The sequence below is a fragment of the Mycobacterium sp. D16Q13 genome (genome assembly GCF_002013375.1).
In the GTDB taxonomy this organism is placed as follows: Bacteria; Actinomycetota; Actinomycetes; order Mycobacteriales; family Mycobacteriaceae; genus Mycobacterium.
This window is the reverse complement of the sequence record NZ_MAEW01000001.1, coordinates 114,642-141,631: the sequence shown is the minus strand read 5'-3', so window position 1 is coordinate 141,631 and position 26,990 is coordinate 114,642. Positions and strand designations below refer to the sequence as shown.

24 protein-coding genes are annotated in these 26,990 nt (G+C 64.1%); 14 read left to right on the top strand and 10 right to left on the bottom strand.

Translation table 11 applies throughout. The features are described from left to right. Positions 1-14: 14 nt before the first annotated feature. Positions 15-1,202 (top strand): THUMP-like domain-containing protein, encoded by a 1,188-nt coding sequence (locus tag B4400_RS00675; protein ID WP_078308869.1) that lies wholly within the window; start codon positions 15-17, stop codon positions 1,200-1,202. On the opposite strand, the gene B4400_RS00670 is transcribed toward B4400_RS00675, so the two are convergent. Next, on the bottom strand, positions 1,162-2,454 hold the full coding sequence (locus B4400_RS00670) for an outer membrane protein assembly factor BamB family protein (protein ID WP_078308870.1): 1,293 nt from the start codon (positions 2,452-2,454) through the stop codon (positions 1,162-1,164). The two genes, B4400_RS00675 and B4400_RS00670, sit on opposite strands and share 41 nt — an antisense overlap. Before the next feature lie 85 nt (positions 2,455-2,539). Here B4400_RS00670 and B4400_RS00665 point away from each other — a divergent pair, with 85 nt between their 5' ends. Then, on the top strand, positions 2,540-3,289 hold the full coding sequence (locus B4400_RS00665) for an acyltransferase (RefSeq protein WP_078308871.1): 750 nt from the start codon (positions 2,540-2,542) through the stop codon (positions 3,287-3,289). Here B4400_RS00665 and B4400_RS00660 read toward each other — a convergent pair. Genes B4400_RS00660 through B4400_RS00650 form a run of 3 tightly spaced genes read right to left on the bottom strand, consistent with a single transcriptional unit; the run spans position 3,273 to position 4,588 of the window. Next, positions 3,273-3,719 carry a nitroreductase family deazaflavin-dependent oxidoreductase gene (locus B4400_RS00660; protein WP_078308872.1) on the bottom strand — a complete coding sequence of 149 codons (447 nt, stop codon included), beginning with the start codon at positions 3,717-3,719 and terminating at the stop codon, positions 3,273-3,275. The two genes, B4400_RS00665 and B4400_RS00660, sit on opposite strands and share 17 nt — an antisense overlap. 33 nt (positions 3,720-3,752) lie before the next feature. Then, complete coding sequence (locus B4400_RS00655) at positions 3,753-4,247, bottom strand: SRPBCC family protein (protein WP_078309016.1); 495 nt, start codon at positions 4,245-4,247, stop codon at positions 3,753-3,755. Positions 4,248-4,249: 2 nt separating this feature from the next. Next, the gene (locus B4400_RS00650) at positions 4,250-4,588 is read right to left on the bottom strand and encodes an ArsR/SmtB family transcription factor (protein ID WP_078308873.1); all 339 of its coding nucleotides are present in this window, start codon (positions 4,586-4,588) and stop codon (positions 4,250-4,252) included. A 130-nt stretch (positions 4,589-4,718) separates the two neighbouring features. Here B4400_RS00650 and B4400_RS00645 point away from each other — a divergent pair, with 130 nt between their 5' ends. Both B4400_RS00645 and B4400_RS00640 read left to right on the top strand, forming a co-directional pair. Continuing rightward, a complete protein-coding gene (locus tag B4400_RS00645) occupies positions 4,719-5,555 on the top strand; it encodes a metal-dependent hydrolase (protein WP_078308874.1) in 837 nt (278 codons plus the stop codon). Between the two features lie 69 nt (positions 5,556-5,624). Further along, positions 5,625-6,461 (top strand): metal-dependent hydrolase, encoded by an 837-nt coding sequence (locus B4400_RS00640; RefSeq protein ID WP_078309017.1) that lies wholly within the window; start codon positions 5,625-5,627, stop codon positions 6,459-6,461. Positions 6,462-6,492: 31 nt separating this feature from the next. Here B4400_RS00640 and B4400_RS00635 read toward each other — a convergent pair whose 3' ends face one another. Further along, the gene (locus B4400_RS00635; RefSeq protein WP_139360110.1) at positions 6,493-7,437 is read right to left on the bottom strand and encodes a LysR family transcriptional regulator; all 945 of its coding nucleotides are present in this window, start codon (positions 7,435-7,437) and stop codon (positions 6,493-6,495) included. Positions 7,438-8,048: 611 nt separating this feature from the next. Between B4400_RS00635 and B4400_RS00630 the strand changes: the two genes are divergently transcribed. The 3 genes from B4400_RS00630 (at position 8,049) to B4400_RS00620 (ending at position 10,932) form a co-directional block, all read left to right on the top strand. Next, positions 8,049-8,660, top strand: a complete 612-nt coding sequence (locus B4400_RS00630; protein ID WP_078309018.1) for an MspA family porin — start codon at positions 8,049-8,051, stop codon at positions 8,658-8,660. An 862-nt stretch (positions 8,661-9,522) separates the two neighbouring features. After that, positions 9,523-9,843, top strand: a complete 321-nt coding sequence (locus B4400_RS00625) for a hypothetical protein (RefSeq protein WP_078308876.1) — start codon at positions 9,523-9,525, stop codon at positions 9,841-9,843. A gap of 168 nt (positions 9,844-10,011) precedes the next feature. Beyond that, a complete protein-coding gene (locus tag B4400_RS00620; RefSeq protein WP_078309019.1) occupies positions 10,012-10,932 on the top strand; it encodes a hypothetical protein in 921 nt (306 codons plus the stop codon). Between the two features lie 37 nt (positions 10,933-10,969). On the opposite strand, the gene car is transcribed toward B4400_RS00620, so the two are convergent. The 4 genes from car to B4400_RS00600 form a co-directional block, all read right to left on the bottom strand. Next, positions 10,970-14,467 (bottom strand): carboxylic acid reductase, encoded by a 3,498-nt coding sequence (gene car / locus B4400_RS00615; protein ID WP_078308877.1) that lies wholly within the window; start codon positions 14,465-14,467, stop codon positions 10,970-10,972. 91 nt (positions 14,468-14,558) lie between these two features. Then, positions 14,559-15,803, bottom strand: a complete 1,245-nt coding sequence (locus B4400_RS00610; protein WP_078308878.1) for a glycosyltransferase family 4 protein — start codon at positions 15,801-15,803, stop codon at positions 14,559-14,561. Positions 15,804-15,831: 28 nt separating this feature from the next. Next, positions 15,832-17,391: a 1,4-alpha-glucan branching protein domain-containing protein gene (locus B4400_RS00605; protein WP_078308879.1), complete on the bottom strand. Its 1,560-nt coding sequence runs from the start codon at positions 17,389-17,391 to the stop codon at positions 15,832-15,834. Between the two features lie 7 nt (positions 17,392-17,398). Continuing rightward, complete coding sequence (locus B4400_RS00600) at positions 17,399-18,220, bottom strand: class I SAM-dependent methyltransferase (protein ID WP_078308880.1); 822 nt, start codon at positions 18,218-18,220, stop codon at positions 17,399-17,401. A gap of 238 nt (positions 18,221-18,458) precedes the next feature. Between B4400_RS00600 and B4400_RS00595 the strand changes: the two genes are divergently transcribed. The 3 genes from B4400_RS00595 to B4400_RS00585 all read left to right on the top strand — a co-directional run bounded on the left by B4400_RS00595 (position 18,459) and on the right by B4400_RS00585 (position 21,032). Further along, a complete protein-coding gene (locus B4400_RS00595; RefSeq protein WP_005056735.1) occupies positions 18,459-19,250 on the top strand; it encodes an electron transfer flavoprotein subunit beta/FixA family protein in 792 nt (263 codons plus the stop codon). Positions 19,251-19,296: 46 nt separating this feature from the next. Next, positions 19,297-20,253: an electron transfer flavoprotein subunit alpha/FixB family protein gene (locus B4400_RS00590; RefSeq protein WP_078287425.1), complete on the top strand. Its 957-nt coding sequence runs from the start codon at positions 19,297-19,299 to the stop codon at positions 20,251-20,253. A gap of 230 nt (positions 20,254-20,483) precedes the next feature. Next, positions 20,484-21,032, top strand: coding sequence for a hypothetical protein (locus tag B4400_RS00585; protein ID WP_139360111.1), 549 nt, complete (start codon positions 20,484-20,486; stop codon positions 21,030-21,032). On the opposite strand, the gene B4400_RS00580 is transcribed toward B4400_RS00585, so the two are convergent. After that, the gene (locus B4400_RS00580; RefSeq protein ID WP_286151108.1) at positions 21,029-23,746 is read right to left on the bottom strand and encodes an ATP-binding protein; all 2,718 of its coding nucleotides are present in this window, start codon (positions 23,744-23,746) and stop codon (positions 21,029-21,031) included. The two genes, B4400_RS00585 and B4400_RS00580, sit on opposite strands and share 4 nt — an antisense overlap. A 206-nt stretch (positions 23,747-23,952) precedes the next feature. Between B4400_RS00580 and B4400_RS00575 the strand changes: the two genes are divergently transcribed. The 4 genes from B4400_RS00575 to B4400_RS00560 all read left to right on the top strand — a co-directional run bounded on the left by B4400_RS00575 (position 23,953) and on the right by B4400_RS00560 (position 26,971). Beyond that, positions 23,953-24,696: an SDR family oxidoreductase gene (locus tag B4400_RS00575; protein ID WP_078308882.1), complete on the top strand. Its 744-nt coding sequence runs from the start codon at positions 23,953-23,955 to the stop codon at positions 24,694-24,696. Next, complete coding sequence (locus tag B4400_RS00570; RefSeq protein ID WP_139360112.1) at positions 24,693-25,094, top strand: cupin domain-containing protein; 402 nt, start codon at positions 24,693-24,695, stop codon at positions 25,092-25,094. The genes B4400_RS00575 and B4400_RS00570 overlap by 4 nt, the downstream gene beginning before the upstream one ends. Positions 25,095-25,238: 144 nt before the next feature. Next, positions 25,239-26,114 (top strand): GNAT family N-acetyltransferase, encoded by an 876-nt coding sequence (locus B4400_RS00565; RefSeq protein ID WP_078308884.1) that lies wholly within the window; start codon positions 25,239-25,241, stop codon positions 26,112-26,114. Positions 26,115-26,116: 2 nt separating this feature from the next. Continuing rightward, entirely contained in the window at positions 26,117-26,971 is an 855-nt protein-coding gene (locus B4400_RS00560) for a lysophospholipid acyltransferase family protein (RefSeq protein WP_078308885.1), read from the top strand. Positions 26,972-26,990: the final 19 nt, after the last annotated feature.

Sequence of the window (26,990 nt, the reverse complement as noted above, 5' to 3'; positions counted from 1 at the left end):
GCGAAAACCCGCCGGTGTTCGAGCTTCCCGACGTCGCATATCTGTCGTCGGAGGCGGGCAGTGCGGACCTGGCGTCTGCGTCCGCGTACACGTTCACCGCGGGCACCCTGGTGGCCGATACGGCGGCCCTGCGCGCCGAATTCGGCGACCGCGCCGCGGTCCTGGCGCAGACCGTGCAGTTGCGCCGTAAGGCGGTAGCCAAGCTGGGCGATGTGAAGGACTGGCTCTTCACGGACGACGCGCTGCAGCAGGCGACGCCCGCGGCGGTGGCGCGACACCGGGCCGGGCGACTGGCCGGGCGGGTGGTCCACGATGTCACCTGCTCGGTGGGGACCGAGCTCGCCGCCCTTGACGGCGTTGCCGCCACGGTCATCGGCAGCGATCTCGATCCGGTACGAACGGCAATGGCGCGCCACAACATTGGCAAACAGGTTCTGGTGTGTCGGGCGGATGCGCTGGCACCGTCTAGCCGCGCCGAGGTGGTGATTGCCGATCCGGGGCGCCGATCGGGAGGGCGCCGACGATTCGATCCGTCGGCCTATTCACCACCCCTGGACGTGGTGCTGCGGACGTACGCCGATCGCGATCTGGTCGTCAAATGCGCTCCGGGACTGGACTTCACCGATCTGCGGGAACAGACCGGGTTTGCCGGCGAGGTCGAGGTTGTTTCGCTCGACGGGGGCGTCCGCGAGGCATGTCTGTGGTCGGCGGGGTTGGCTCGGGCGCGCAGGCGCGCCACGGTACTCACCACGTGCGGCGACGGATATCAGCTGACCGATGGCGACCCCGATGACTGCGTGGTCGCCGACGCGGGGGAGTGGATCATCGACCCCGACGGCGCGGTCGTGCGCGCAGGTCTGGTGCGGCAATACGCCGTGCGACATGGGCTGTGGCAGTTGGATCCCCGTATCGCCTATCTATCGGGGGATTCCGTACCCGCCGGTGTACAGGGCTATCGGGTGCTCGATTCGCTGTCGTACAGCGAGAAGCGGCTGCGCCAGGCGCTCGCCGCCCGCGATTGCGGGTCCGTGGAGATCACCGTGCGCGGAGTCGATCTCGACCCGGCAGTGCTGCGCACCAGGCTGAAGTTGCGGGGCGGCGCGGCGCTATCGGTCGTAATAACCCGGATAGGCAGTAGTGCAACAGTATTCGTTTGTGAGGCTAGGTCCCCGGGCGGAACCCGTACACCAAGCCCTCGCTGAGTGTGACGATCACCCGCTGATCCGGTCCGATCGAGATGCCGACCGGAAAGCCGGTGGCATCGGGCAACGCATAGCGGTTGATGGTCGCTCCGTCCGGTGTGTTGAACACCACCAGGGCCAGGCCTTTGTCCCCGTCCTTGACAACGGCGTAGCCCACGTTTCCGGCGGCCTGGCTTGATGTCGAGAGTGGAGTGAGATCATCGCGACGCCAGGCGATTTCACCATTGCCGCCGGCGTCCTTGATGCCCACCAGGGTGGCCTTGTCGCCGGTTCCGGCGATGATGGTCCCGTCCGGTGCTACCGAGGGCGGCGTCGTCGCGTTGAATCCCAAGGGCACCGACCATTTCTGGCTGCCGTCGAACGTGTGCATCGCGTGCAGCGAACCCTTGCGGTCGTTGATGTAGACCGTCTCGCCATCCTGGGACATCACGGGGGATCCGATGACGCCTTCATCGATGATCTTGTTGGCCCACTTGTGTTTCAGAGTGATCTTGCCGTCGGCGTCGTAGGTGATTCCCAGCAACACCGGTACCGGCTTGCCCGGCTGCCACAGCGTGGTGACAATCGTGCCGGTCTCCGGGTCGTAGGCGGGGGACGCGGATACCGGGCATTGGGGCCTTGCCGCCTCGCAATCACCCAGGCCGCGCCGTGGATCGGCGGGGTCGACCCCTTCGAGCAGATCCATTGGGGTACCGACAACCTCGCCACGCTGGGCGTCGAAAATCAGTATCTGACCGAGGTGCGTGACGACGAGAAGCCGTCCCGGCTCGACGATCTTAGGTGTGGTCGGTGCGCCGATGACGGGCTTGCGCCACCGAATCCACTGGGTGGGCGGGAACGACACCACGGCGCCGGGCTGACCCATGTAAATGTTGTTGTAGCCGTCGGAGAGCGGTCCGGACCATGGGCTTCCGGTAACCATCCGGGTGCACCAGCGCTGGCGGGCGGCCTTGTTGTTCTCCCACTCCATGAGCGTGCAACCAGATGGGGTGTCGGCGCTCACGGCGATGAAGTTGTCGATACCGATCGCTGCGGCACTGCGTATCTGGCCCTTGGTGTTCCGGCTCCACTCCAGGGTCAGCTCACGAGCGCCTTCGGTGGGCGTGTAGCTGCTGTTATGCGCGTCGGCATAGGTGGCGGACCAGCCGGGCGCCGCCTTGATGTTGATCCAGGAATCATCGCCGGAACATCCGGTGACGGTGAGGAGCGTCGCGAAAGCAATGCTCGCGAGTACTCGTGCCCGGGAAAGCACGGTGAGGCACTCCTTCCATAGGGGGCGGTCCGGCCCATCGCAGGGTAGCGTGCGCGTCCTGCCGCGTCCCGTAGGCTGTGCGGCCATGACGACGATGTGGGGCGCTCCCCTGCACAAGCGGTGGCGCGGACAGCGCCTACGCGACCCGGCACAGGCCAAATTCCTGACCAAGGCCTCCTTGCGATGGGTGATCGCGAACAAGGCGTACACGCCGTGGTACCTGGTGCGGTACTGGCGCCTGCTCAAGTTCAAGCTCTCCAACCCCCACATCGTCACGCGCGGCATGCTGTTCCTCGGCAAGAACGTCGAAATCCACTGCACACCCGAGCTGGCCCGGATGGAGATCGGCCGATGGGTGCACATCGGTGACGGAAACTCGTTGCGTGCCCATGAGGGGTCCCTACGTCTGGGCGACAAAGTGGTGTTCGGTAAGGACAACGTCGTCAACGCGTACATCGACATCGAGTTCGGTGACTCCGCCCTGATGGCCGACTGGTGCTACGTGTGCGATTTCGACCACCGCATGGAAGACATCACCTACCCGATCAAGGACCAGGGCATCGCTAAATCCCCGGTGCGCATCGGGCCCGACACCTGGATCGCCACCAAGGTGACCGTCCTTCGGGACACGATTGTCGGCCGTGGCTGCGTGCTCGGCGCCCACGCCGTAGTCAAGGGTGTGATCCCGGATTATTCGATCGCCGTCGGGGCGCCGGCCAGGGTCGTCAAGAACCGCAAGGTGGCCTGGGACGCCTCGGCCGCGCAGCGTGCGCAACTAGCCGAGGCGCTGGCCGATATCGAACGCAAGAAGGCGGCCGCTAGCTCACCGGAGTGAGGGTGAACAGCGGAAAGACCCGCGTGGTGCGCTTCGTGTACTCCGCGTAGGGAGGGAAGGCCGCCACGGCACGTTCCCACCATGCGGCACGCTCGGCCTCGTCGGTGATCTCGTCAGCGCGCACTGACTGCACGTTTTCTCCGTCGCGCAGGTCGATCACGGCGTTGGCCCGCAGGTTCGCGACCCAGGCGGGATTCTTCGGCGCACCGCCGATAGAGCCGACCGCCAGGTACACGCCCTCGTGCTCGACGCGCATGAGCGGGGCCTTGCGGATCTGTCCCGATTTCGCGCCGATGGTGTACAGCACCACGACGGGGATCCCGTCGAATGTGGTGCCTTCGGCTCCGCCGCTGGCTTCGTAGATCTCTATCTGCTCATCGACCCACTGCGGATTGGTGGCGATGTACTCGGAGGTGAAGTGGTTGCTCACCGTCGCTGCAACACAGCCGCGGGGCGCCCTATTTCAGCGCAGGTCGCGCAGCAGGTCTTCGATGCGGTTGTAACTGACCTGCATGCCGCCTTCCATGCCGGAGTTGATGTGTCCGTCGCGATGTTCCTTGGAGCTGTGCTGCACCAGGACCCGCATGGTCGTGACGCCATCGGCCTCATCCAGGGTGGTCGAGACGAGCGCCTCGCCGTCGGGCACACCTTCGAATACCTCAGTGCTGACCAGTCGATGCGGCGCGTCGATCTCGCGGTACTCGCCATGGAAGGCGACCTCCATGTCCGGCTCGGACTCACACGGTTGGCTGACCACGTACCGCCACGTGCCACCGACCCGCAGATCGATGTCGCAGATCTGCCATCGTGCGGTCTCGAATCCCCACCAGCGCTTGACAAGCTCGGGTTCGGTGAGTGTGCGAAAGATCAACGCGGCCGGTGCGTCGAACGATCGGGTAATGAGAATTGTGGTGTCCGAGGGAAGTTCGACGGTGGCGCTGCCGTAGCGATTGCTAATCGTCATTCCATTTCCTCTTTCTTGAGTTCGGTGAGTAGATCGTCGAGTCGGTCGAGGCGCTGGTTCCAGGTGCGTTCGAACGCGGCCACCCAGTCATGGACGGGCCGCAGGGCCGCACCGTTGACGCGATAGAAACGTTGCCGCCCATGTGAGCGCACCCGCACCAGATCCACGGCGCGGAGCACGCCCAGATGCTTGGACACCTGCGGCTGGCCCATCCGGGTCCGCGTCACCAGTTCGTTCACGGTGACCTCGCCGGTGCCGATGGCGCCCAGAAGGTCACGCCGGCCAGCTTCGGCGATCGCGTTGAACGCGTCAGCGGTCGTGGGGGTGCGAGCCATGGAGGAAACATATACCGATATAGGTATATGTCAAGGCCTAGGTCATCGGAATCTCGGTGAACTGCGGTACCCTGAGCGCGTTGGCGATGCCGACAGAAATCAGTCAGTGCGGGGTAGTGGGAAGCTGAGTATGGACAGGCCTATCAAGACCCGCCGTATTAAGTTTCGCTACCATCCGGGTTCGCTGGACCGTCATTTTGTGCAGGGTGACCTGGTATCGAGTCACATGATGGCGATGCTGTCGGCGGTATTTCCAGAGGGTGAGGAGTTCTTCATCCGGTCGGTCCGGCGCTACTCGGACCAGATCACCGATCCCGAACTCAAGAAGCAAGTGGCCGGGTTCATCGGCCAGGAGATGACTCACGGGCGCGAGCATCGTGAGCTCAACGAGCGCCTGCAGGAGATGGGATATCCCACGGCGTTCGTCGAGCGGCTGGCTCGCCGGATATTCAACTTCCAGACCCGGAACTACCCGCCGATCTATACGTTGGCCGTCACGGCCGCGTTGGAGCATTACACCGCGGTACTCGCGGAGACGCTGCTGACCGACCAACGCGCCCTCGACATGCTCGGCGAGGGTGAGGTGCGTTCCATGCTGCTCTGGCATGCCTTCGAAGAAGCCGAGCACCGCTGCGTCACCTTCGACGTCTACCGCGCGGTCGGCGGTAGTGAGCGGCTGCGTATCTGGGTGATGCGGCGTACCACCATCGCTTTCATCTACACCACATTCTTTGAGACGGTGATCTCGCTGCTGCGTGACAAGGCCGCATACAACCCCGTCCGGCTGGTGAAAAGCCTTGCGGCATTGCGGCACTTGCCGTTCCTGAGCCGCGAGGTGCGCCGCCGCATCGGTGAGTACAACCGTCCGGGATTTCACCCCAACGATTCCGACAACACCGAACTCATCGAGAAATGGCATACCGAGCTTTTCGGGGAGAACGGGCAGCTGGCCGGACACCTGCATTAGGGACCGGCCCCCTGTGCGTCGGTACGCTGGTGATACTGGTGGGGAGACCGGCGGCGGGGTGAGGTGATCATGGAACGGGAAATCAAGACCAGGCGGATCAAGTTCCGTTATCCGGCCGGTTCCATGCGGCGCCACTATGTGCAGGACGACCTGGGGATGAGTCACGTGGTCTCGGTGCTCTCGGGGGCTTTCCCCGAGGGTGAGGCGTTCATGATCCGCTCGGTGCGCGCGGTCGCCGACCAGATCACCGATCCGGAGCTCAAGAAGCAGGTGGCCGGGTTCATCGGCCAGGAGGCGACGCACAGTCGTGAGCATCGTGAGCTCAACGAGCGCCTGCAGGAGATGGGTTACCCGACCGCGTTCATCGATCGGGCGACTCGCAGGGGACTGGAAACGCGCACGCGCTACTCCTCGGCGAAGTACTGCCTTGCGATGACTGCGGCGCTGGAGCATTACACCGCGATTCTGGCTGAGACGCTCCTGACCGACGAACGCGCCCAACAGATGTTGGGACAGGGTGAGGTTCGATCCATGCTGCTGTGGCACGCCCTGGAGGAATCTGAGCATCGTACGGTGGCCTTCGATGTCTACCAGGCCGTCGGCGGCACCCACCGCATGCGGGTATTTGTCATGTGGTTCACCACATTTGGGTTCTTCACGCTCGCTGCGTGCGCGTCGTTCATCTCGTTACTTCGAGACCCGGACTTCTACGACCCCAGGATCTTCCTTCGCAGTGCCATCCGATTGTTCCGTTCGCCCTTCTTCTCGCGCGAGGTATTTCGGCGACTAGCGTCGTACAGCCGCAAAGACTTTCACCCCGATGACGTGGACAACACCGAACTCATCGCGAAGTGGAATGCCGTGTTGTTCGGTGAGCAGGGGCAGATCGCCGACCACGTGCACTGATTCTCAGTTCGTCAGGTCTGAGCGAGCCGGGCTACGCCGAACCAAGACGGGGGGTGCCCCCCTGACATAAACGTACAGCCGTGTTGATGACGTCCCGCGAACTTCTGTCGTTCTGAGCCAGCTCCGTGCTCCACACCAGACAGGTTGGCAGGACGAAGTCGAGATCGTCTATAGGCAGGCACACGGTCTCTGCAGAGTGGTAGAGGTCAGAGGTCTCTCTGGCGCCTTCTGAGATGGGTGCTATCGCGAATGCTCCGCCTGTGCTGATGGCTTCAGCGGCTGAAGAATGGTCGGTGGGGTTGTGTCGTAATCGCTTGAGAAGGCTTGTGGCCCCTAGTAGTCCATCTACCTGTCGTCGGTATTCGGTGTCGCTGTCACGGCGATCGGTGACGTAGTCGAGCTTGATGAGTTCTGCGAGGGAGATTGATGTACGCGCACCGTAGTCCGCCCTCGACAGCACTGCCCCTACGCTCTCTTGCCGAACAACGACGCTGCTCAATGTGGTGTTAGTTGGTGCTGACCGCGCGAAGCCGAACACCAAGTCTTTCCTCACTATCGCACCGATGGCTTCCTGGCTCCTTCGCCGCCGCCTGATCAGCGTCAGCCGCTCGGCGTAGATCTCCTCCAGGCGCTCGAGCCTGGAGGACAGTTCTGGGTGGAGCCAGGGCGGTACGCCGTACCTAATTGTTGGACGGCTACAGGCGAGATCATGTGACACAACATCCGGCAAGGCATCGAATTGGTGGAGTATCTTCTTGGCGAGCGGGAGCAGGTTGACGCCTGAGGGAGTGAGAACCACCCGGCGCGTATCGCGAATAAATAGCGTTGTTTTGAGTGTCCCTTCCATGGCGCGGATCCGCCGGCTAAGCGGAGGAACGGACATATGAAGGTCGGCCGCAGCACGAGTGAAGTTTAGCCTCGCCGCCACTGCGACGAAGCAGCGCAAGTCGTGTATCTCGAGGCCTCTTACATCCACGTTCCCGATTATATCTAAGTAAGGGATGAACAATTTCGCGGGCTCTGGCCGCAGGTATCGATGAGGGCGCGAATCGATTGATCACGTACCCCAATATTGGAGTGTCGGGCGTGATCCGGCGACTGCTTGGCGGTATCGAGCTGACTCGTATGAAATATTGTTTGCTAAGTAACAGTCATTACTCAAAAAGCAATGGCCATTTTTTCGCGGACGTTGCTGTGTGGCGATCAGCTAAAAGATCGATGACCTGCACAAATTCGACTTATTGGCTGTCTCGGAGTAATCATGAATCGAGTTCCTATGATCCTTGTCACACGCTAGTAGTTTGCGGCCGATGTCTTCGCTATATACCGTCCTCGCCAGTTGCCTGATGGATGAACCGCGAGGTGCAAGACGGTGGTACTGCGCGCTTCAAACATGTTGTAGATGCTTCAAGGGGGGCAACGGCCATATTCTCATTTTGAGTTGCCGTCTATTTCGGTTTTGTGAAGAGTTTTCCAGTCGAGAATTTCGGAAAGGTGACGATGAATCCGCTAAAGAATTCAACTCGGCGACGGAGGTCGGCTCACAGGTCTATTCGGGCGGTCTCGGGTCTCTTCGCTGTGTTGGCGATGCTCGCCACGAGCGCTGTGACAGCGAATGCGCAGGGTCTGCCTGATTCGAATTTGCTTGATCGGACCGAAGATGGTTGGGGCATAGAAGTAAGCACACTCGATGAGGAAGTTAACCCAGTTCCGAATCTGGCTGCGACGGCATTTTCGAGGGAAGCATTCGTGCAGTTCACGGGTGTTGGAAAGATTAACGGTCAGGGACGCAACCCCGTGACCTCAGCATCGCTCACCATCGGTTACCAGATGGGATGCCAGATCGATCTAAGTCAGGGCATCACTTTGGGTGGGAGTGTAGGTGCTGGCGTGGGCGGTGGAGTCGGCGGGGTCTTCGGTGGGCCAGGGCCGTTTGGTGCGGGCTTCGGCGCAGTGGGCGCGGGCGCAGGCGTCAATGGAGGGTTGCAGTTCACATTGCGGCCCGGCGGAATTGTCGCCATTCCGATGGACAGCATGGCTCTCAGAGGCAGTGAGGCGCGGTTGCGGGTGCGGAACATGCATATCAAGATCGACGCATGCGGAGGCCCGGTTACCGTTCGGTCTTTCACGCTGCTGAGCATCACGACCGATTTCACGCACTCCTCGTTGGCAACTTACGGCGAGCCCATTCAGATCTAGTGTGGGCAAGACTTTGGTCGCCAGAAGTTCAATTCCTGTAAAGCGATTAGGAGCACTATGCACAAGCTAGTAGTGAGGTCGGCGTTCGTGGTTATGTCGGTGAGCTTGGTTGGATTAGGGGTTGGTTCGGCGCTCGCTCACGCGGACCCGATACCAGCGCCTGCACCGGGGCCAGCGCCCAATCCTTATCTCAATCCGTACAATTCCGGCGCGCCTGGGGCGGCGATTTATGGCGAGATGAGCCCATATGCGGGGGGACAGGCTCCGGGTGTTAGCTCGCCGCAGCCCGGCATCGTGCCGGGGTACGTGCCCGGTGGTTTGGGTCCGCTGGCTAGCGAAATCAGCACGGGGTCAAGCGGATATCGTCCGGGGACGAATGCAATCCTTCCGGGATACATGACAGGTCTTCCTGTCCCCGACTTCCCCGCGAATCACATTCAGGCACCGCCGCTAAAGCTCCCGGGCAACTAATATGCAGCACGTAGGCCGATTGAGTCAGATATTGGCCCACACCGTCCGTTGCATGGCGGTGTGTGTGGTTTCGCTTGCCTTAGGTGGTGTTCAGGTAGGGATTGGAGGCAACGTGGCCAAAGCGTCGTCTCCATCCCTCCGCGACGTGTCTGGCTGGTTGGCTGATCCACCGATCGATCCGCTACCGGACCCTAGTCCCGGACTGTCTCCTCCGGGAGGCTCGGCAACGCCGCGTGCCGAAGATGCTCCGGGGCAGCTACCTGCGCCTGTATCACCGGCGCCAGTTGATGATTCTGGTGCGCCACCGGCAGCAGCTGACACTCGACCCGATGACCCAGCCTCGCTGCAGGATTGCCAGATCATTCGGTCCGCGTCCGGGAGAATCGACGCATTGGCGATCAGGATCGCTCCCGTCTCGGATCCTTTTCCAACGAAGGAATCAGGGGAACTGGTTGTCGAGAGCGACCTTCGGTTGTTCAATAGCATCGTCAGCTTGGCGGTGAGCGCTAGTGCGAACCTTGAGAATGCTCGCGAGAAGAACAAGTTTGAAATGTTCAAAAACACGGTGATCGCGATGAGCACGCTGTACACCGAACGCCGCAGTCAGGACCTCACGAAGCCGGCCACCGCGGAATGGGCGGCTCGTCTGGCGCAGCTTCTGGATTCTTGGTCCAAGGCCTACGCTCTGATCTTGAACAGCTGTTATATCTGATGTGGTTGGTGGCTCTTCATCACGATGCGCCGGAGCGCCGGATGATCTGGCTAGCTCTGTGGGAATTGTGCTCCGGAAGCTAACTGGATGCAGTCTTCGGCGACCATCGCCGGATGCATCTTGTGTGGTGAACAATGGGAATGGGCACAACTTGCTAAGGGGAACAAGATGTTTCGATACCTGTTGGCGCTGAACCAGATCAAGAGAGCCGTTCTGAAGTTCCCCGTGTCGGGCGAAGGATTCACGGAACTGGTTACCGGACTTAACGAACTGCCCGATGGCATAGTGGTCGATCCCGCTCGGGAGAACATTTACTGGACGAACATGGGCGTGCCCACACTCACCGACTCCGGTGAGTCCCCGACCGAGGAGAACCTCGACTTCTACGGCAAAAACGGCTCCATCGAACGGGCCGCAATCGACGGCGGTGGGCGTTCCTACCTCCTTCCGCCGGGAAGTTTCGTTACCGGAAAACAGCTTTCGGCCGCATGGTCACTCGGGCGCCTGTATTGGTCCGATCGTGAAGGAGCCGCCATCCGCAGTGTGCAGCTGGACGGCAGCGGCCTGCGCGACGAGGTGGTTGTCGCGGCGGCCGAACAGGACCGACATACTGTTCGCAATCAGTGCGTCGGACTGACGGTTGACGAGCGCAACGGGTTTCTGTACTGGACGCAGAAGGGCCCTTCCAAGGGCGGAGATGGCCGAATTTTCCGGACTTCCTTGGAGATTCCCGACGGACAGACCCCGGAGAATCGTGATATCGAGGTGCTGTGGGCCGGGCTGCCCGAGCCGATTGACATCGAACTGGACCTTGACGGCGGAGTGATCTACTGGACCGACCGTGGAGCTCCCCCGTTGGGAAATACGTTGAACCGCGCCCAGATCCCCGCCCAGAGACAGTCAGGCGGCGACGTCACGGTCCTCGCCTCCGGCTTCGGGGAAGCGATCGGTCTGGCGGTGGACAAGGAAGCCGGGATCGCCTACGTCAGCGATATGGCAGGCGAGATTCGTGCAGTCAACCTCGACGGTAGTGGCGAGCGGACGTTGGCCAAGGTTGACGGGAACTTTACCGGAATCGTCGGAATCTGAAGCGCTCGGCGTTCAGCTGATCTTCGCGCGGACGCGTTTACAGCAACCCGTGCGCGCGTAGATCCGATATGTACTTGGAGATGAGCGCGCGGTCGATATGTGGAATGTCGGCGGTGTCGCCGTCGGTGCCGATCTTGTAGTCCTGCACTGCCTTCCGGAACATGTCGGTAGGGGTATCGGCGCCGCGCCGCGGGTGGCCCGGCGCGCGATAGGCGTCCAGGAGGGGAAGCACCGAGCTGCGCCGCAGTTCGTCCGGCAGGCCCCGTAGCGCCGTCTCGAAGCGGGACAGCCATTCGTCATAGTCGTCGATGATGTCGATGGTGTGACCGTCTTCGATAAGCCAGTCGACGAAGGTGTCTACGGATATGCCGTCGTCGTGCGGGTTCATGACGTCGTACGAGCGGAATCCCTCGGAGTTGGCCAGCCCCAGGGTGGTGATCGCCTCGGTGACGAAATCCACCGGCAGCCCTTCGTAATGCGCTCGCGGACGGTCTCCGTCGGAGCCGCCTTGGTAGAAGCTGCGCGGTGCGATTCCGGTGAGGACGAGGCTCAGCAGCATGCGGGTAAAGGCATCGGTGACGTTGAGCTGACCGCTGTACAGACGGTGGGTGAGGATCATGTCGGAGCGGAAGACGCTGGCCGGCAGGCCGCATAGATCGTGCGCCTCCCGCAGGAGCACCTCGCCGGCCCACTTGCTATTGGCATAACCGTTGGCGTAACCCGCGCCGATATGGCGAGTCGGGCTCACCGTGCGGATATCGCCGTCCTCGTCGAAATTGGGCACCGCCATGGCGACTGCCATCGTTGACAGGTAGGTCACCGGCTTCATTCGCGTCGTCAGCGCCAAGCGGATAACCTCTGCCGTGCCAAAGACATTGGGGCCGAACAGCTGGCTGTAGGGGAGCACGTGGTTCACCAGTGCGGCGGGATGGACGATCTTGTCGACGTCGCGAGCCAATTGCTCCCAGGTCACGTCATCTACCCCGAGGCGGGGCTGGGCGATATCGGCGGCGACTACCCGCAGATGTCGCCGAGCCAGCGCGCGGAATTCGTCGAGCAGTGTCTGATCGGTGTCGCCGTATGCAGCCTCAAGACGGGCGAGGGCGTCGTCGTTGTCATCGCCACGAACCAGACAGATCAGTTGTCCATCGGACTGTGCCAACCGCTGCAGCCACTCCAGGCACAGGAATCTGCCGAGATACCCGTTGGCCCCGGTGAGGAGAACCGTGTGCACGGCGCTGGAGGGGGCGGGAAGTGTGGAGGCATTGCCGAGCGTCTCGGCGTCGATGAATTTGTCGAGAGTGAGCTCATCCGCGTTGATGACGGCCGCGTCCGGTCCGTGCACACTGGCCGCGGTGGCCACATTGCTCTCGCGGGCGGTCTCGATATAGGCGGCGAGCTTGCGCAGATCAGCTGCGGGACCGGTGATCACACCGACCGGCACGTCGACGTCGAACAAATCGCGCAGCAGGTTGGAAAAGGTCAACGCCGACAGCGAGTCTCCGCCGAGATCGATGAAATGGTGGTCGGGACGCACCGCGTCCGAGGACATGCCGAGCAGTGCCTGGGCGGCCTCGGTGACGGTCTCGATGATCGGTCGCTGCTGTGCGGTATCGCGCAGCTGCCGTAGCTCTTGGACGCGGGCCTCGGCGAGGTCGGCATATAGCTGTTCAAGCCGACCGCCGTAGTGCTCGATCATCTTGGGGCGTATCGGTTTACCCACGGCCGCGAGCATGCCGCTCTCGATCGTGAACGGGGTGGTTTCGATGATGAAGTCGGCCGGAAGTTCGTACGAGTGCAGATGGTTGGCGCGAGCGGTCCGCTGTAGCGACTCCCGGATCGAGTTCTTCATGTCGATGGGCGAATTGGTGTAACGCTGCAGTGTCTCTTCGGTGGGCACGATGACCGCCAATAGGTACGCGCGTTCGCTGTTGCCGTAGACGAAGATCTGGCGAACCAGCGGTGCGCCGACATACACCGTCTCCAGGTTCGCCACCGCGACGAACTCGCCTTGGGCGAGCTTGATGACGTTGTTGCGCCTGTCCACGTACACCAGCTCGTCGGGCGCGATCTCGGCCATGACGTCGCCAGTTCGGTAATAGCCGTCGGCGTCGAACACCTCGGCGGTGACATCGGGGCGCTTGTAGTACCCGGGTGTCGCGGTGGCGCTCTTGACCAGCAATTCGCCACGGGGATGGGGCTTATCGGTGGTGTAGTACCCCAACTCGGGGACGTCGACGAGTTTGTAGTCGAGTACCGGGGGGCGGGAGATCTTGCCATCCCGGAACACCCCGCCTACCTCGGTCAGGCCGTACAGATCGAGTAGGTGGAAGTTGAGGGAGGATTCCAGGAAGGTCTTCATCTCGGGGGACAGCGGCGCCGTGGCGAGCATGCCCGCGACCACGCGCCCTCCGAGAACCTCTTCGCGCAGTTCGGTTTTGGCCGTGCGATCGGCAGACGCTGCATCGGCTCCTTCGGCCATGAGTGCGTCGACACGGGTCTGGTAATGCTGAAAGAGCATGTCGACCACTCGCGGCACCACGCCCATATGAGTGGGGCGTGCCAGCTGCCAGTCCTCGAAGAGTGTGGATAGATCGCTCTCCGGAACGAAGTAGCACGTGCCGCCGGGAATGAAGGCGGTCAGAAGCCCCACTCGGCCCGCGAGGTGGTTGAGCGGCAGGAAGTTGACGTTGATGATCGGGGTGTCCCGGTTGGGTGCCGCACCCGAGGACCAGAAACGGGTCACCGTCCACTCGGTGAACGTCGCGCCCTTGGGTGCGCCGGTACTGCCGGAGGTGTACATGATCAGCGCCGTGCGCTGATCATCGCCGGCCGTGTACAACACGGGCTCGGGCAGCCGCCGTCCCTTCGCGATGACTTCCGCGAGCGGCTCTACGACGACCTCCATACCGGCTTCCCGTAGGCGGTCCCGTGCCGCGGCCAGCTTCTCGCGGTGATCGTCGGTCTCGGGCCGGTAGTCGAACACCACCACCCGCCGCAGATCCGTAAGCCCCAGTGCTGCCTGCACCGCGAGATCGAGGCTGTCAGCGCTCGCCGCCACCAGCCGCGGACTGGTCTCCTCCAACATCATGCGCAGCTGGGCCACTGATGCGTTGTGTTGCAGTGGAATCGATACCGACCCGTTCATGAGCGTGGCAAGGTCGAGGGTGACGTAGTCGGGGCTGGAGAAGCCGATGGTGGCAACGAAGTCGTCGGCACCGATGGCGTTGGGGCCGTGCTGCCACTCGGCGAGGATGGCCGAGATGTTCTCGCGGAGTTCTCCATAGGTGATCGTCTCGAAGGCGGGGAGCAGCCGATCGACCGTGCGGCCGGTGGCGGGGTCGACGACCGATTCGCGGGACCGGAAACCCATGACCGGCCGGTCGGCATAGCCGGTCAGTAGGGCGTGCAGTACCTGCGACAGCCGCAGTCCTGGTACCAGCAAGGAGTCCATCACCTCAGGGTCGGGGATGGCCGCCCGGAACTGGGGATCGGACTCGACCAGCTTCGCCGCGAGGGCCGCCGCATCGGTCATGGTGTCAGTCCCTTCTTTCGCCGAACAGACGTGTATTGCACAGGTATCTCAGGGTTTTGCGTGCACCAGTTGTCTGCTCGCAGAATGGAGGTTAGCGGTCCGGCAGCGGACGCTCGACGATAACGCTGCGGCCCAAAGGTTCCCGTTCGCGGCGTTTGGCAGCCAAATACACCTGAGCCGTCTCGTCGGCGACGGTGGCCCAGTCGAAGTCCGCGGTGAGCCGGGCCCGTGCCGCCACGGCCCGCTCTGCGGCAGCGGCCGGGTCATCCAGGGTGCGTTTGACCGCGTCCGCGATGCCTGCCACATCACGGGGGGCGAAGGACAATCCGGTCTCTCCGTCGATGACGGCTTCGCCCAGCCCGCCGACGGTCGAGGTCACCAGGGGAGTACCCGCGGCCGCCGCCTCCAGCGCCACGATGCCGAACGGCTCGTAATGGCTGGGCAACAAAATGGCGTCCGCGCGATGCAGCCATTGCAACAGACCCTCGTGGTCAAGGTTGCCCAGGAACTGAACGGACTTGACGACCTTGTGCTTGCGTGCCTGTTCGAGGAGCCAATCCTGCTGCGTGCCATCGCCCGCGACCGCCAACACCGTTCCCGGGTGCGAGCGGCGGATCTTGGGCAGCGCCGCGATGGCATCGTGGATGCCCTTTTCGTACTCGAGCCGTCCGACGAAAAGCAGCACCGGCGCGGATCCGTCAGAGGGTAGACGGGAAGCGAAAACCCAACGGGTGACGTCGATTCCGTTGCGGATGACATGAACCTGCGGTAGTTCCGGCCCGAACAGCTGAGTTACCTCGTCGAGCATCGAGGCCGAGCACGTGATCAGCGAGTCCGATTCGCGGGCCAGCCACCATTCCACCGAATGCACTTGCCGGCTGATCCGTCCGGATACCCAGCCGCCATGCCGGCCGGCCTCGGTGGCATGCAGCGTCGATACCAACGGTACGTCGAAGTGCTCGGCGAGGGCTATCGCCGGATGGGCCACCAGCCAGTCGTGCGCGTGGACCACGTCGGGGCGCCAATCGCCGGACCCCTTGAAGCCCAAGGCCAGTCCGGCGCGCACCATCGCATGCCCCATGGCCAGCGTCCAGGCCATCATGTCGGTGCCGAAGTCGAAATCGTGTGGATCCTCGGCGGCTGCGACCACCCGGACACCTTCGGAGATCTCGTCGGACGTCGGGTGGCTCGCCGGGTCTGTGCCTGATGGGCGACGGGTGAGCACCACCACCTCGTGTCCGGCCGCGGCCAGTTCGGTCGACAGGTGATGCACGTGCCTGCCCAGCCCGCCGATAACCACGGGTGGGTACTCCCACGAGACCATCAGGATTCTCATTGATGAGCCTCTCGGGCGAAGATCGTTTTCATCGTGGCAGCCTCCGAGCATCAAGCGCGCCGAACAGCCCGTCCGCGCGATTCCAGCCGTCCGCCAATCGGACTGCCGCATCGTGCCGACCGCCCGCCAGCGCGTCGGCGATCTCACGGGTGGCGTGTGCGTGCAGATGAGCGCGGTAACGCGCGTAATCGGCGGCCGAATCCTTACTGACCATGAACGGCCAGTCGCTGGATACCGTCAGCAGTGCCTCGCGCAAGATCTGATCGGCCACCCGATTCCGGGTGTGCGGCGCGGGTTGTTCACCCAGAGCCTTGTCCACCGCCGTGAGGGCGGTGTCGACCACCTCGTTGTTCAGCTGCACGAGGTCGGCGACCTTCTCGCCGTTCCACACATGCCAGTCCTTACCGGAACCCCATGAGCTGGCAGGTAGGTCGAACGGCTTGCCCACGTAGCCCTGTTCGCGGGCCTGCTCCAGGGTGCCCACATGGATACCGGCTTCGGGCAGGGCGCGCAGCACACGCTCGAGCCATATCGGCCCCTCGTACCACCAATGGCCGAACAGTTCGGTGTCGAACGCGGCGATGACATGCGCGGGCCGCCCGATGCGGTCGGACTCGGCGATGAGGCGCTGGCGCACGGTATCCACGAAGTCGCGGACGTGGACGTCGATCGCGGCGTCGGCACGCTCAGGGTCGTACGGCGCCTTGGCTTCCGGAGCCACGTTGCGCCCGGTGACCCGGGCGGGCTTGAGGCCGGTGTCATGGTCATAGGTGTGGAAGTCGCGGTACGCGGCATGGCCGGGGTATCCGGACTTGGGTGACCACACGCGGTAACTCACCGTCAGATCGCGTCCGAACGCAACCACATCTGAGTCGCCCACGGGACGGCCCAGTGAGGTGTCACCCTGAAGGGACGGGCCATCCACCATGAAGTGGTTGACCCCGGCCGCCGCGTAGCCCTCCTCCATGCCCGGGGCATAGGCGCATTCGGGCGCCCAGATGCCGGAAGGTGCATGACCGAAACGCTGTGCGGCATCGGCCAGCCCCTCGCGCAGCGCGAATTCGCGCAGCCGGGGGTGTAGCAGCGGCTGGAACGGATGTGCGAGCGGGCCGCCCAGCAGTTCAATGGCTTTCGCATCGATGAGGCCGCGCAGCGGGCCGCTACCGCCGTGGCGCCAGTGCCGGTCGAATTCGTCGAGGGCGTCTGTGGCGCTGCGGTATTCGCGAACGCCAAAGGCCCGCAACATCTCCGGGCTCGAAGCGGTGCCGGGCTCTGCGTCGGTGCTCGTGATGGTCGCCGCCTCGAAGGCGCGCAACTGCCAGTTGGCCAGCCAGCTGTGCAGCCCGGTCAGGCAGTGTGGGTCGTCGAGCTGCGCGGCTACGACCGGGGTGATGCCGAGGGTGATCAGGCTCTCCCGGCCCTCTGCCGCCAGCGTCCGTAACACCTTGAACAACGGCAAATACGAGGCTGACCAGGATTGGTATAGCCACTCCTCGCCGACCGGCCAGCGGCCGTGATTGGCAAGCCACGGCAGGTGCGTGTGCAGCACCATGGTGAACAGGCCCGGAATAGGCTTCTTCGACTCCATCACGGGATCACCGGTCTATCACCGCTATGGAAACCAAATCCAGACTCTGATCGATGTCGCGTTCCTCCGCGTCGACAATCTCGAAATCCTCGGTGGTCAAACCTGTGATGTCCGCGAGCAGATCCTGCGGCCACGGCGCGCCGGCGACCGCGCGCTCGATCTGCGCATCGATGATCGAACCGCCGTACTTGGCATCGAGCTCGCGAAGTCGTGGTCCGTGAAACACGCCATTCATCGACTGCACCGAAAAGCCGTTCTCTACAAGGAGTTCGGTGAGCTCAGCGGCATTCAGCTCGCGGGTATGGAACGGATTCAGCGGGGTATCGCGCCCGGGGGAGAAGGTGATGCGATTTGGGGTGCTGATCAGCAGCGAGCCACCGGGGCTGAGCACGCGCGCGCACTCACGGATGAACTGACCCTGATCCCACAGGTGCTCGATGACCTGGAAGTTCACCACCACATCCACCGCGCCGCCGGCCAGCGGCAGGTCTGCCAGGTTTCCGGCGCGCATGTCCACGCGGGGATAGCGGGCCTTCACATGCGCGATCGCGGACTCGTCGTAGTCCAGACCGATGACGTGCTCGGCCACGGCGGCCAGCATGTTGGCGCCGTAGCCCTCACCGCTGCCTGCCTCCAGAACTCTGCGGCCCGCGCAGAGGCTGCTGAGCCGCTCGTACACCACTTCGTGGCGGCGGAACCAGTAGTTCTCCTCGGCGATCCCGGGCACGGTCCGCTCCCCGGTCAGCGCCAGGGCGTCCGGGTCATCGGCTGATGAGCCGCTTGCGCGAAGAGGGTCAGCCGGGTGCGGGTCGGTCAGGTGCGAGTTCATCGTTTGGCAGGCTATCGGGTGAACGCCGTGTCTTAATACTGGTGGCCCAGATCACAGGCCGGAAACCAGGGGTGAACCGGCTATGGTGTACGGGCGAACTCCGTATATTACCCGTGAGTAACTTTGTTCGCCGGATTAGTCACGAAACGTGACAGTGCGACCGGCGTAGTACGGGTGCGCACGGAACTACCACGCAGATAGCTAGCAGACAGCGAAGAGGAAGGACGATCGGAGACTTATGACGAACATCGCGGTCCTGATCAAGCAGGTCCCAGACACCTGGTCAGAGCGCAAGCTCACCGACGGTGACTTCACGCTCGACCGGGAAGCCGCCGACGCGGTACTCGACGAGATCAACGAGCGTGCCGTCGAGGAAGCGCTGCTCATCAAGGAGCGCGAGGGTGGCGACTCGGTCGTGACCGTCGTCTCGGCAGGTCCGGAAAAGGCCACCGAGGCCATCCGTAAGGCTCTGTCGATGGGTGCCGACAAGGCAGTTCACCTGCTCGACCCGGGCCTGCACGGGTCCGATGCCATCCAGACCGGCTGGGCCCTGGCCCGCGCGCTGGGTCAGGTTGAGGGTGTCGAGTTGGTCATCGCCGGTAACGAGGCCACCGACGGCCGTTCGGGCGCCATCCCCGCGATTATCGCCGAGTACCTGGGTCTTCCGCAGCTGACGCACCTGCGCAAGCTGACCGTCGAGGGCGGCGTCGTCAAGGGCGAGCGCGAGACCGATGAGGGCGTCTTCGAGGTCGAGGCGACTCTGCCGGCCATCGTCAGCGTCACCGAGAAGATCAACGAGCCGCGCTTCCCCTCCTTCAAGGGCATCATGGCCGCCAAGAAGAAGGAAGTTGCCGTACTGACCCTCGCCGAGATCGGCGTTGAGGCCGACGAGGTGGGTGTCGCGAACGCCGGTTCGACCGTGCTGTCCTCGACCCCCAAGGCGGCCAAGACCGCGGGCGAGAAGATCACCGACGAGGGCGAGGGTGGCACCAAGGTCGCCGAGTTCCTGGTTGCGCAAAAAATTATCTAGAGCAGATCATTCCGATAGAACCTGATTAAGAGAAGGCATACGCAATATGGCTGAAGTACTTGTGCTCGTTGAGCATTCAGAGGGTGCACTGAAGAAGGTAAGCGCCGAGCTCATCACCGCTGCTCGCGTCCTGGGTGAGCCCTCGGCCGTGGTGGCCGGTCCGGCCGGCACCGCCGCGCCGCTGATCGATGGTCTCAAGGAGGCCGGCGCCGCCAAGATCTATGTCGCCGAGTCCGACGTCGTCGACAACTACCTGGTGACCCCCAAGGTTGACCTGTTGGCGAGCCTGGCCGAGACCGCCAGCCCCGCCGGCATTCTGATCGCCGCGACCACTGAGGGTAAGGAAGTGGCCGGCCGGCTGGCCGCACGCCTGGGCTCGGGTCTGCTGACCGATGTCATCGAGGTGCGCGAGGGCGGCAAGGCCCTGCACTCGATCTTCGGTGGCGCGTTCTCCGTCGAGGCCCAGGCCAACGGCGACGCCCCGGTCATCACCGTGCGTCCGGGCGCCGTCGAGGCTGCACCGGCCGCTGGCGCGGGCGAGCAGGTCGCCGTCGAGGTGCCCGCACCCGCCGAGAACGCCACCAAGGTCACCTCGCGCCAGCCTGTGGTTGGTGGAGATCGTCCGGAGCTCACCGAGGCCAACATTGTCGTGTCCGGCGGCCGTGGTGTCGGTAGCGCCGACAAGTTCAGCGTGGTCGAGGAGCTCGCCGATTCGCTGGGTGCCGCTGTCGGTGCCTCGCGCGCCGCGGTCGACTCCGGCTACTACCCGGGCCAGTTCCAGGTGGGCCAGACCGGTAAGACCGTGTCGCCGCAGCTGTACGTCGCGCTGGGCATCTCGGGTGCCATCCAGCACCGCGCCGGGATGCAGACCTCGAAGACCATTGTCGCGGTCAACAAGGATGAGGAAGCCCCGATCTTCGAGATCGCCGACTTCGGTGTGGTGGGCGACCTGTTCAACGTCGCACCGCAGCTCACCGAGGCCGTGAAGGCTCGCAAGGGCTAATTAACCCCATGGAGCCCTGGAGCCGCCCCGCTGGCGACATCCAACCTCACGGGGCGGCTGACGGTACGCCACTGGACTATCCAGAGCCTCGACCACCGAGTCGAGCGCCCTGGGTAGTCCTTTCGGCGTTTCTGGGCACGGTGGTGCTGGGGTTGGTGATTGGCGTCGTCTCCGTCGGGTCTCAGCGCAACATCGTGGGTTTTGCGGTTATGCCTCCGGGAGAGTCTCCGATGACGCGGACGCCGGTGCCTCCCGCGCCGACATCCGGGGTGATTCCGCCCCCCAACGGGTCCACGGGGCCACTCGGCGGCGCGACGTACGGGCCAGGTGAGAAACTCCAACCCATCTCGATGCCCTCGTACATAGCGTTCGACTTCAACCTGCCCAAGGGGTGGGGGTGTCTGCATACCGAGAACAAACCGCTGGACAAGCGCATCACATGCATGGACGAGGCCAACGTTGGTGGCGCGGCCGGCTGGATCGGTTCCAGTCGGTGCGCCGACGGATGCGGTAAGTCGACCCAGGACAAGGTGCGCGCGAAACTACCGGTCGATGCTCAAGCCTGGAAGCCGATCGACGATGTCACGTCCTACGCCCGGATGACAGGAGCCCTCGGAAACGGCATGCGTGTGGTCCGGATCGCGATGACATGCGCCTTTGCCTCGACCTCCGGCGGATCCCGCGACACATTGGCGGTGGCCATGCTCACCGGGCCGCCCGAGACCGAGGACACCCTGCAGAAGATCGCGAACGAACTGCGGTCGCGAGTTCCGGCTTAGAGTCCGTTGCGCAGCTGCCTGCGTGAGGTGATGCCGCGCTTGGCGAAGACCTTCCGCAGATGCCATTCCACGGTGTGCGAGCTGATGAACAGCTGGGCGGCGATCTCCTGATTGGTCAGACCCTGACCGGCCATCCGGGCGATCTGTGCCTCCTGAGCCGTCAGTGTTTGGGCTGAAGCGGAAGAGGAACCGGCGGAACGTTTCCGCACTTTCGCGCCCGTCGCGAGAAGCTCGCGCTGCGCCCTCCCGGCAAAAGCCGCGGCGCCCATACTCACGAAACTCTCGTGCGCCACCGTGAGTGCCGCGCGGGCATCGGCTCGCCGCTGGCAGCGGCGTAGCCATTCTCCGTAAATGAGATGTGCCCGGGCCAGGTGGACGGAAATCCTTGTGCTGGATAGCCGTTCGATGGCCTCGCGGTAGCGGGCCTCCGCGTCATCGTCGGCGGCGAGCAGTGCCCGGGAACGTGCCACCATGCCCACGGCCCAATCGCTCTCGCCGGCCAGCGCCCGCTCTTCCAATTGATCGAGCGCCTTCGTGGCGGTGTCCTGCTCGCCGCAGCGCGCGGCCGCCTCGATCAGCTCGATGAGGCACCAGCTGTACAACCCGAGATCCTCATGCTCACAAGCCCTTCGCGCCGCGTGAAACGCGAGCTCGTAGCGGCCGAGGCCGTTGTTGAGTACGCCTGCCGCGTAACCCATCGCACCGAGCAGCCTGCCCTCGCCCCTGGCCGCGCCATCGCGCATGGCGGCATCGATCAGTGGCATCGCCTCGGGTTCCGTACCCCGCCAGGCCGCCAAGATCAACGAGTGATACCTGATCGGTGCGTGGCCTGTCGCCGCGGAGATGGCGTCGGCCTCCTGAACAAGCTCTGCGGCCGCGTCGAGCTCGCCGGCATGCACGTGCACTCCCGCGCGGTAGATCAGTGCCGACGGGAGAACCGACAACGCACCGACATCACGGGCGATTTGCACCGCACGGGTTGCCAGGTGATGCCACATCTGGTCGTCCCACACCTCATGTGTGGCAGATTCGAGGGCAATGGGGAACGCCTGCCACATCCAGCTCGTATTGCCCGGACGGTCGGCCTCACGGCTGATCAGAGAAAGGGCATCCCGCAGTGTCTGGGCGCTTGCCGCCGCGCCATGGGTAATCCGCATCGCCAGGCCATCGAGCAGAAGATCGGACGGCCGTGGGGGCCGCGACCCGGCCGGCGCCAGCCGCGCGGGTTCAGCCACCTCCACCGCGCCACCGCGCGGACAGAGCCGGCCGCCGTACATGGCCGCCCCCACCGCGTCCAAGTAGGTCTCCCGGGCCAGGTCGTCGTCCAGATTCTCCAAGTCCTTGGCGGCATCCAGTAGGCCGATCGCGGCGTCGGACACCGCCGTGGAGCCGTCCGCGCCCACTCGGCTTTCCGCGAAGGTGATCTTCGCGCGCAGCCGCGCCGCTCGTGCCCGCGCCAGCGGATCCAGCGGAGCCATGTCCGCGATGGCAAGCAGCTCGCGGGCGGCGTCGTAGGCTGCCGCATCGTGTTTTGACTGAGCCGCCGCCAGCGCCCGCAACCCGCGCAATGCCGGATCTGAGGTGAGCTCGGTGGCCCGTTGCAAGAAGGCGGCAGCCGCCAGGATGCCGCCCCTGGCCTGGGCGCGGTCGGCCGACTGCTCAAGTTCGGCGGCGGTTGTCTCATCGGTGCCCGCCGCGGCGTGCGCACGATGCCACGCTCGGCGATCCGGATCGGTGAGCGGATCTGTGGCCTCCGCCAGCGCACCATGAATTCTTCTGCGTGCCAACGGTTGTGCGCTTCTGTAGATCGCGGACCGCACCAATGGATGGCGAAAGCGGACCCGGGTGCCCAACTCGATCAGATCGGCGCCCTCGGCGGGTGCCAGCGCATCCATCGAGATTCCGAGCCGTTCGGATGCGCCTGCCAGGAGCGCCGCATCGCCCAGCGGATCGGTCGCGGCGGTGAGGAGCAACGTCTGTGTCTCGGCAGGCAGCTGCTGGACCCGTCGCAGGAACGCTTGCTCGATATGTCCGGCCAGGCGCCCGCCGTCGGGCCACCCGAAACCCCCCGCGAGTTCCTCGGCGGTCAGGTCCCGGGGAAGTTCCAACAGGGCCAGCGGATTGCCCTGCGTCTCGGCCACGATGCGATCGCGCACCCGATCGTCGAGCAGCCCCGGAATCGCGGAGCTCAGGAGCGCACCGGCGTCGGCCGCCCGCAGGCCGCCCACGGTGAGCTGAGGCAGCCCGGTGAGCTCATCCTCGGCACCTCCGCGCACCCCGAAGAGCATCGCCACCGGCTCACTTGCCAATCGCCGGGTGACGAAGGCGAGTGTCTGCAACGAGACTCGGTCGAGCCATTGGGCGTCATCGACCACACACAGCATGGGCTGATGCTCGGCCGCCGCGGCCAGCAGGCTCAGCACGGCCAGCCCGATCAGAAATCGGTCGGGCGCCGGTCCGCTGCTCATCCCGAATGCGATATCGAGCGCCTCGCGTTGTGGGTTGGGCAGCGCGTCAAGGTGGCTCGACAGCGGCCCGCAGAAATGTTGTAAACCGGCGAACGCAAGTTCCATCTCGGATTCAACGCCCGCGGTGCGAATGACGCGGAATCCCTGCGCTTGTTCGATGGCATACCCAAGGAGCGCGGTCTTGCCGATTCCGGCTTCACCCCGTAGGACGAGCACCTGACTGGGGCCCGACCGTGCGGCCGCGATGAGGCGCCCGAGTGCCGCGCACTCGGGCGCTCGACCGCGCAAACGCGATCCTGGGTAACTGTTGACCACGTGCTCCGCCGAATCTGATGAATATGCTGGAAGTTTACCGAGCTGCCGATTCCGCCCAACGACTACGTACTTTCCAGGGTTCGAATCCGGCGCCGAGCTGCGAACGTTGCATGCGAGACGAGAAAGGTAATCGCACAATGAAAATCACAGTTGTTGGTGCCACCGGCCAAATCGGTTCCCGGGTGGTCTCTTTGCTCACCGCCGACGGCCATGATGTGGTGGCGGCATCGTTGTCCTCTGGCGCGAATGTGTTGACCGGGGACGGGTTGGTGAACGCACTCACCGGATCGAATGTGGTTATCGACGTTGTCAATTCTCCGTCGTTCGAGGACGGCCCGGTGATGGATTTCTTCACCGCCGCGGCGCGCAATCTCGTTGACGCGGCGAACCAGACCGGCGTCGGTCACTACGTCGCGCTCTCCATCGTGGGCGCCGATGGTCTGCCGGACAGCGGATACATGAGGGCGAAAGTGGCGCAGGAGAACATCATTACCGAATCCGGATTGCCGTACACGATCGTACGAGCCACCCAATTCCAGGAATTCGCCGAGGCCATCACCAACACCCTCGTTGTCGGAGACGAGGTCCGCGTACCCGATGCCAGGATTCAGCTGATCTCCGTGGACGACGTGTCCGCGCAGGTGGCTCACGCCGCGGAGGCCAAGCCGCGCAACGGCGTCATCAACATCGGTGGGCCAGAGAAGTTTTCGTTCGCCCAGATGGCACAGGCCGTGCTCGACGCGCGCGGTGACGACAAGCCGGTGGTGGTCGACTCCACCGCTACCTACTTCGGGACACCCGTGGACGACTTCAGCCTGGTTACCGGTGATGACGGCGTGCTGGCGGAAACGCGATTCGCCGATTGGATGGCCCGCCGATGATGGCGAACGACGATCTGATGAGTGCGCTCACGGTGCTGCAGACCGTGACGCCTCCGGTGATCCCGTCCGACGCCCATGTGATGACGGTGGAGATCGAGTGGCCTGCCGGTAGTCCCGGCACGCCACCGCATCGCCATCCGGGCGGCCCGGCGTTCGGGTATGTGGTCGAGGGAGAGATGCTCTTCGAACTCGAAGGCCAGGCGCCACGCGTGGTCAAGGCCGGTGAAGCGTTCTGGGAGCCCGGTGGTGACGTCATCCACTACTCGGACGCCAACAACCGCGCGGACTCGGCGCTGCGCTTCGTGGTCACCATGATGTGTACACCCGGTGCGCCGATGTTGGTGCTGGTCGACGAGGAGGAACTCCGGCAGCGTGCCGACGCGCGAGTGTCGGCGTAGCATCCGTTAGCTCCGCGTTTGCCTGGGGGATTCACTGACGCAAGCACGCATTTGGTGTACTGAACGCCGCAATTAACGGACCGTGCATGGACACGACACGCTTCCGATGCCGTTCCGCCGCATAACTCCGCGAATCTCGCAGTCATGAGTACAGCTTCAGTTCTCATCGCCGCAGATCAATCCATCTCAGACGTTGCGGGGGAGGCCGGGGAAGCTCCACTGGGTCCTCGGTACACCCTGCTGCTGTCGAACGATCCCGCCGATATCGATGCCGTGCAACGGCTTCGATACGACGTGTTCAGCAGCGAGCCGGGATTCCAGCTCGCGAGCACCCCGGCCGCGTTCGAGGGACGCGACGCCGACCGCTTCGATGAGCACTGCGATCACTTGCTGGTACGCGAGGACACCTCGGGTGATGTGGTGGGCTGCTACCGGATGCTGCCTCCGCCCGGTGCTATTGCCGCTGGCGGGCTGTACAGCGCAACGGAATTCGACATCAGTGGACTCGACTCGCTGCGTCCACAGCTGGTGGAGATGGGGCGCGCGGTGGTGCGGGGCGATCACCGCAATGGTGCGGTAGTGCTGCTGATGTGGGCCGGAATTCTGGCCTACCTGGACCGCTGCGACTACACCTACGTCACCGGATGCGTATCGGTTCCCATGCAGGACAACCCGGAACAGGCGCCCGGCAGTCAGGTGCGTGCCGTGCGCGACTTCGTCATGAAGCGGCATGCCGCGGCGCCCGAGTACACGGTGCGCCCCTACAACCCGGTCGTTGTCGACGGGATGGGGCTCGATGACATCGCCCCGCCTGCCAAGGTGCAGGTGCCCGCACTGATGCGTGGATATCTGCGGCTGGGCGCGAAGGTTCTCGGCGAACCCGCGCACGATCCCGACTTCGGCGTGGCCGACTTCATGGCACTGCTCAACAAGGACGAAGCCGATGTGCGCTACCTCAAACGGCTGAGGTCCGTGGGGGCGGCGTCGGAAATCGGCGCGGCGGCGGCCGGCCAGGAATAGCGATGGCACCCGAATTCGCTCACGCCTGGCTGCCGAAGGCAACCTGTGACGACAGCTGCATGCGGGCAACACACATCGACGAGCCAGGGCGGCTGACGCGCACCCTGCGGACCACGACACGGATCGCCATGGCGATCACGTTGTTGACCCTTGCACCGCTGCTGGGGATACCGATTCCCGGACGGGTGCGCTGGCAGCGTGGCTACTGCAGGCTGATGCTGCGGTGCCTCGGCGTACGCATTTCCGTCTCCGGTGGCCCGATCCGCGATATCCGGGGTTCCCTGGTGGTGGCGGGCCATGTGTCCTGGGTCGACGTCTTCGCCATCGGGGCGGTGCTTCCGGGGTCGTTCGTCGCCCGGGCAGACCTGATCGATTGGCCCGGTCTGGGCATCATCGCCCGGATGATGCGGGTCATCCCGATCGAGCGGGGGAACCTGCGCACCCTGCCGCGGGTAGTCGACACCGTCGCGGCGCGGCTCCAGGCCGGTCAGACAGTGGTGGCGTTCCCGGAGGGCACCACCTGGTGCGGTAATGCGTACGGGTCATTCCGCCCCGCGATGTTCCAGGCCGCGATCGACGCGCAGCGGCCGGTACAGCCGCTGCGGCTGACGTACCACCACCGGGGCGGCGAGCTGTCGACGGTTCCGGCCTACGTCGGCGAGGACACCCTGATGGCCTCTATCCGCCGGATCACCGCGACGCGGATGACCGTGGCGCATATCCAGGTGGCGGGGCTGCAATTGCCCGGAGAGAGCCGCCGTGATCTGGCCAACCGCTGTGAGGCCGCCGTTCGGGCCGGTGAACGAACCCCACAGATCCACAGCCACCCGGAGCACCCGGAACCGATCGCTGCCTGACGCGATTGGACGAGCCCAC

Coding starts and splice junctions, on each gene's coding strand:
- car (WP_078308877.1), bottom strand. CDS start 14,467: ATGACCGATGCGGCGGCCCTCGCGGCGAAGCTGGTCGAGTCCGATCCC.
- B4400_RS00565 (WP_078308884.1), top strand. CDS start 25,239: ATGAGTACAGCTTCAGTTCTCATCGCCGCAGATCAATCCATCTCAGAC.
- B4400_RS00575 (WP_078308882.1), top strand. CDS start 23,953: ATGAAAATCACAGTTGTTGGTGCCACCGGCCAAATCGGTTCCCGGGTG.
- B4400_RS00570 (WP_139360112.1), top strand. CDS start 24,693: ATGATGGCGAACGACGATCTGATGAGTGCGCTCACGGTGCTGCAGACC.
- B4400_RS00600 (WP_078308880.1), bottom strand. CDS start 18,220: ATGAACTCGCACCTGACCGACCCGCACCCGGCTGACCCTCTTCGCGCA.
- B4400_RS00610 (WP_078308878.1), bottom strand. CDS start 15,803: ATGAGAATCCTGATGGTCTCGTGGGAGTACCCACCCGTGGTTATCGGC.
- B4400_RS00585 (WP_139360111.1), top strand. CDS start 20,484: ATGACGCGGACGCCGGTGCCTCCCGCGCCGACATCCGGGGTGATTCCG.
- B4400_RS00620 (WP_078309019.1), top strand. CDS start 10,012: ATGTTTCGATACCTGTTGGCGCTGAACCAGATCAAGAGAGCCGTTCTG.
- B4400_RS00630 (WP_078309018.1), top strand. CDS start 8,049: ATGCTCGCCACGAGCGCTGTGACAGCGAATGCGCAGGGTCTGCCTGAT.
- B4400_RS00640 (WP_078309017.1), top strand. CDS start 5,625: ATGGAACGGGAAATCAAGACCAGGCGGATCAAGTTCCGTTATCCGGCC.
- B4400_RS00645 (WP_078308874.1), top strand. CDS start 4,719: ATGGACAGGCCTATCAAGACCCGCCGTATTAAGTTTCGCTACCATCCG.
- B4400_RS00650 (WP_078308873.1), bottom strand. CDS start 4,588: ATGGCTCGCACCCCCACGACCGCTGACGCGTTCAACGCGATCGCCGAA.
- B4400_RS00595 (WP_005056735.1), top strand. CDS start 18,459: ATGACGAACATCGCGGTCCTGATCAAGCAGGTCCCAGACACCTGGTCA.
- B4400_RS00605 (WP_078308879.1), bottom strand. CDS start 17,391: ATGGAGTCGAAGAAGCCTATTCCGGGCCTGTTCACCATGGTGCTGCAC.
- B4400_RS00590 (WP_078287425.1), top strand. CDS start 19,297: ATGGCTGAAGTACTTGTGCTCGTTGAGCATTCAGAGGGTGCACTGAAG.
- B4400_RS00560 (WP_078308885.1), top strand. CDS start 26,117: ATGGCACCCGAATTCGCTCACGCCTGGCTGCCGAAGGCAACCTGTGAC.
- B4400_RS00665 (WP_078308871.1), top strand. CDS start 2,540: ATGACGACGATGTGGGGCGCTCCCCTGCACAAGCGGTGGCGCGGACAG.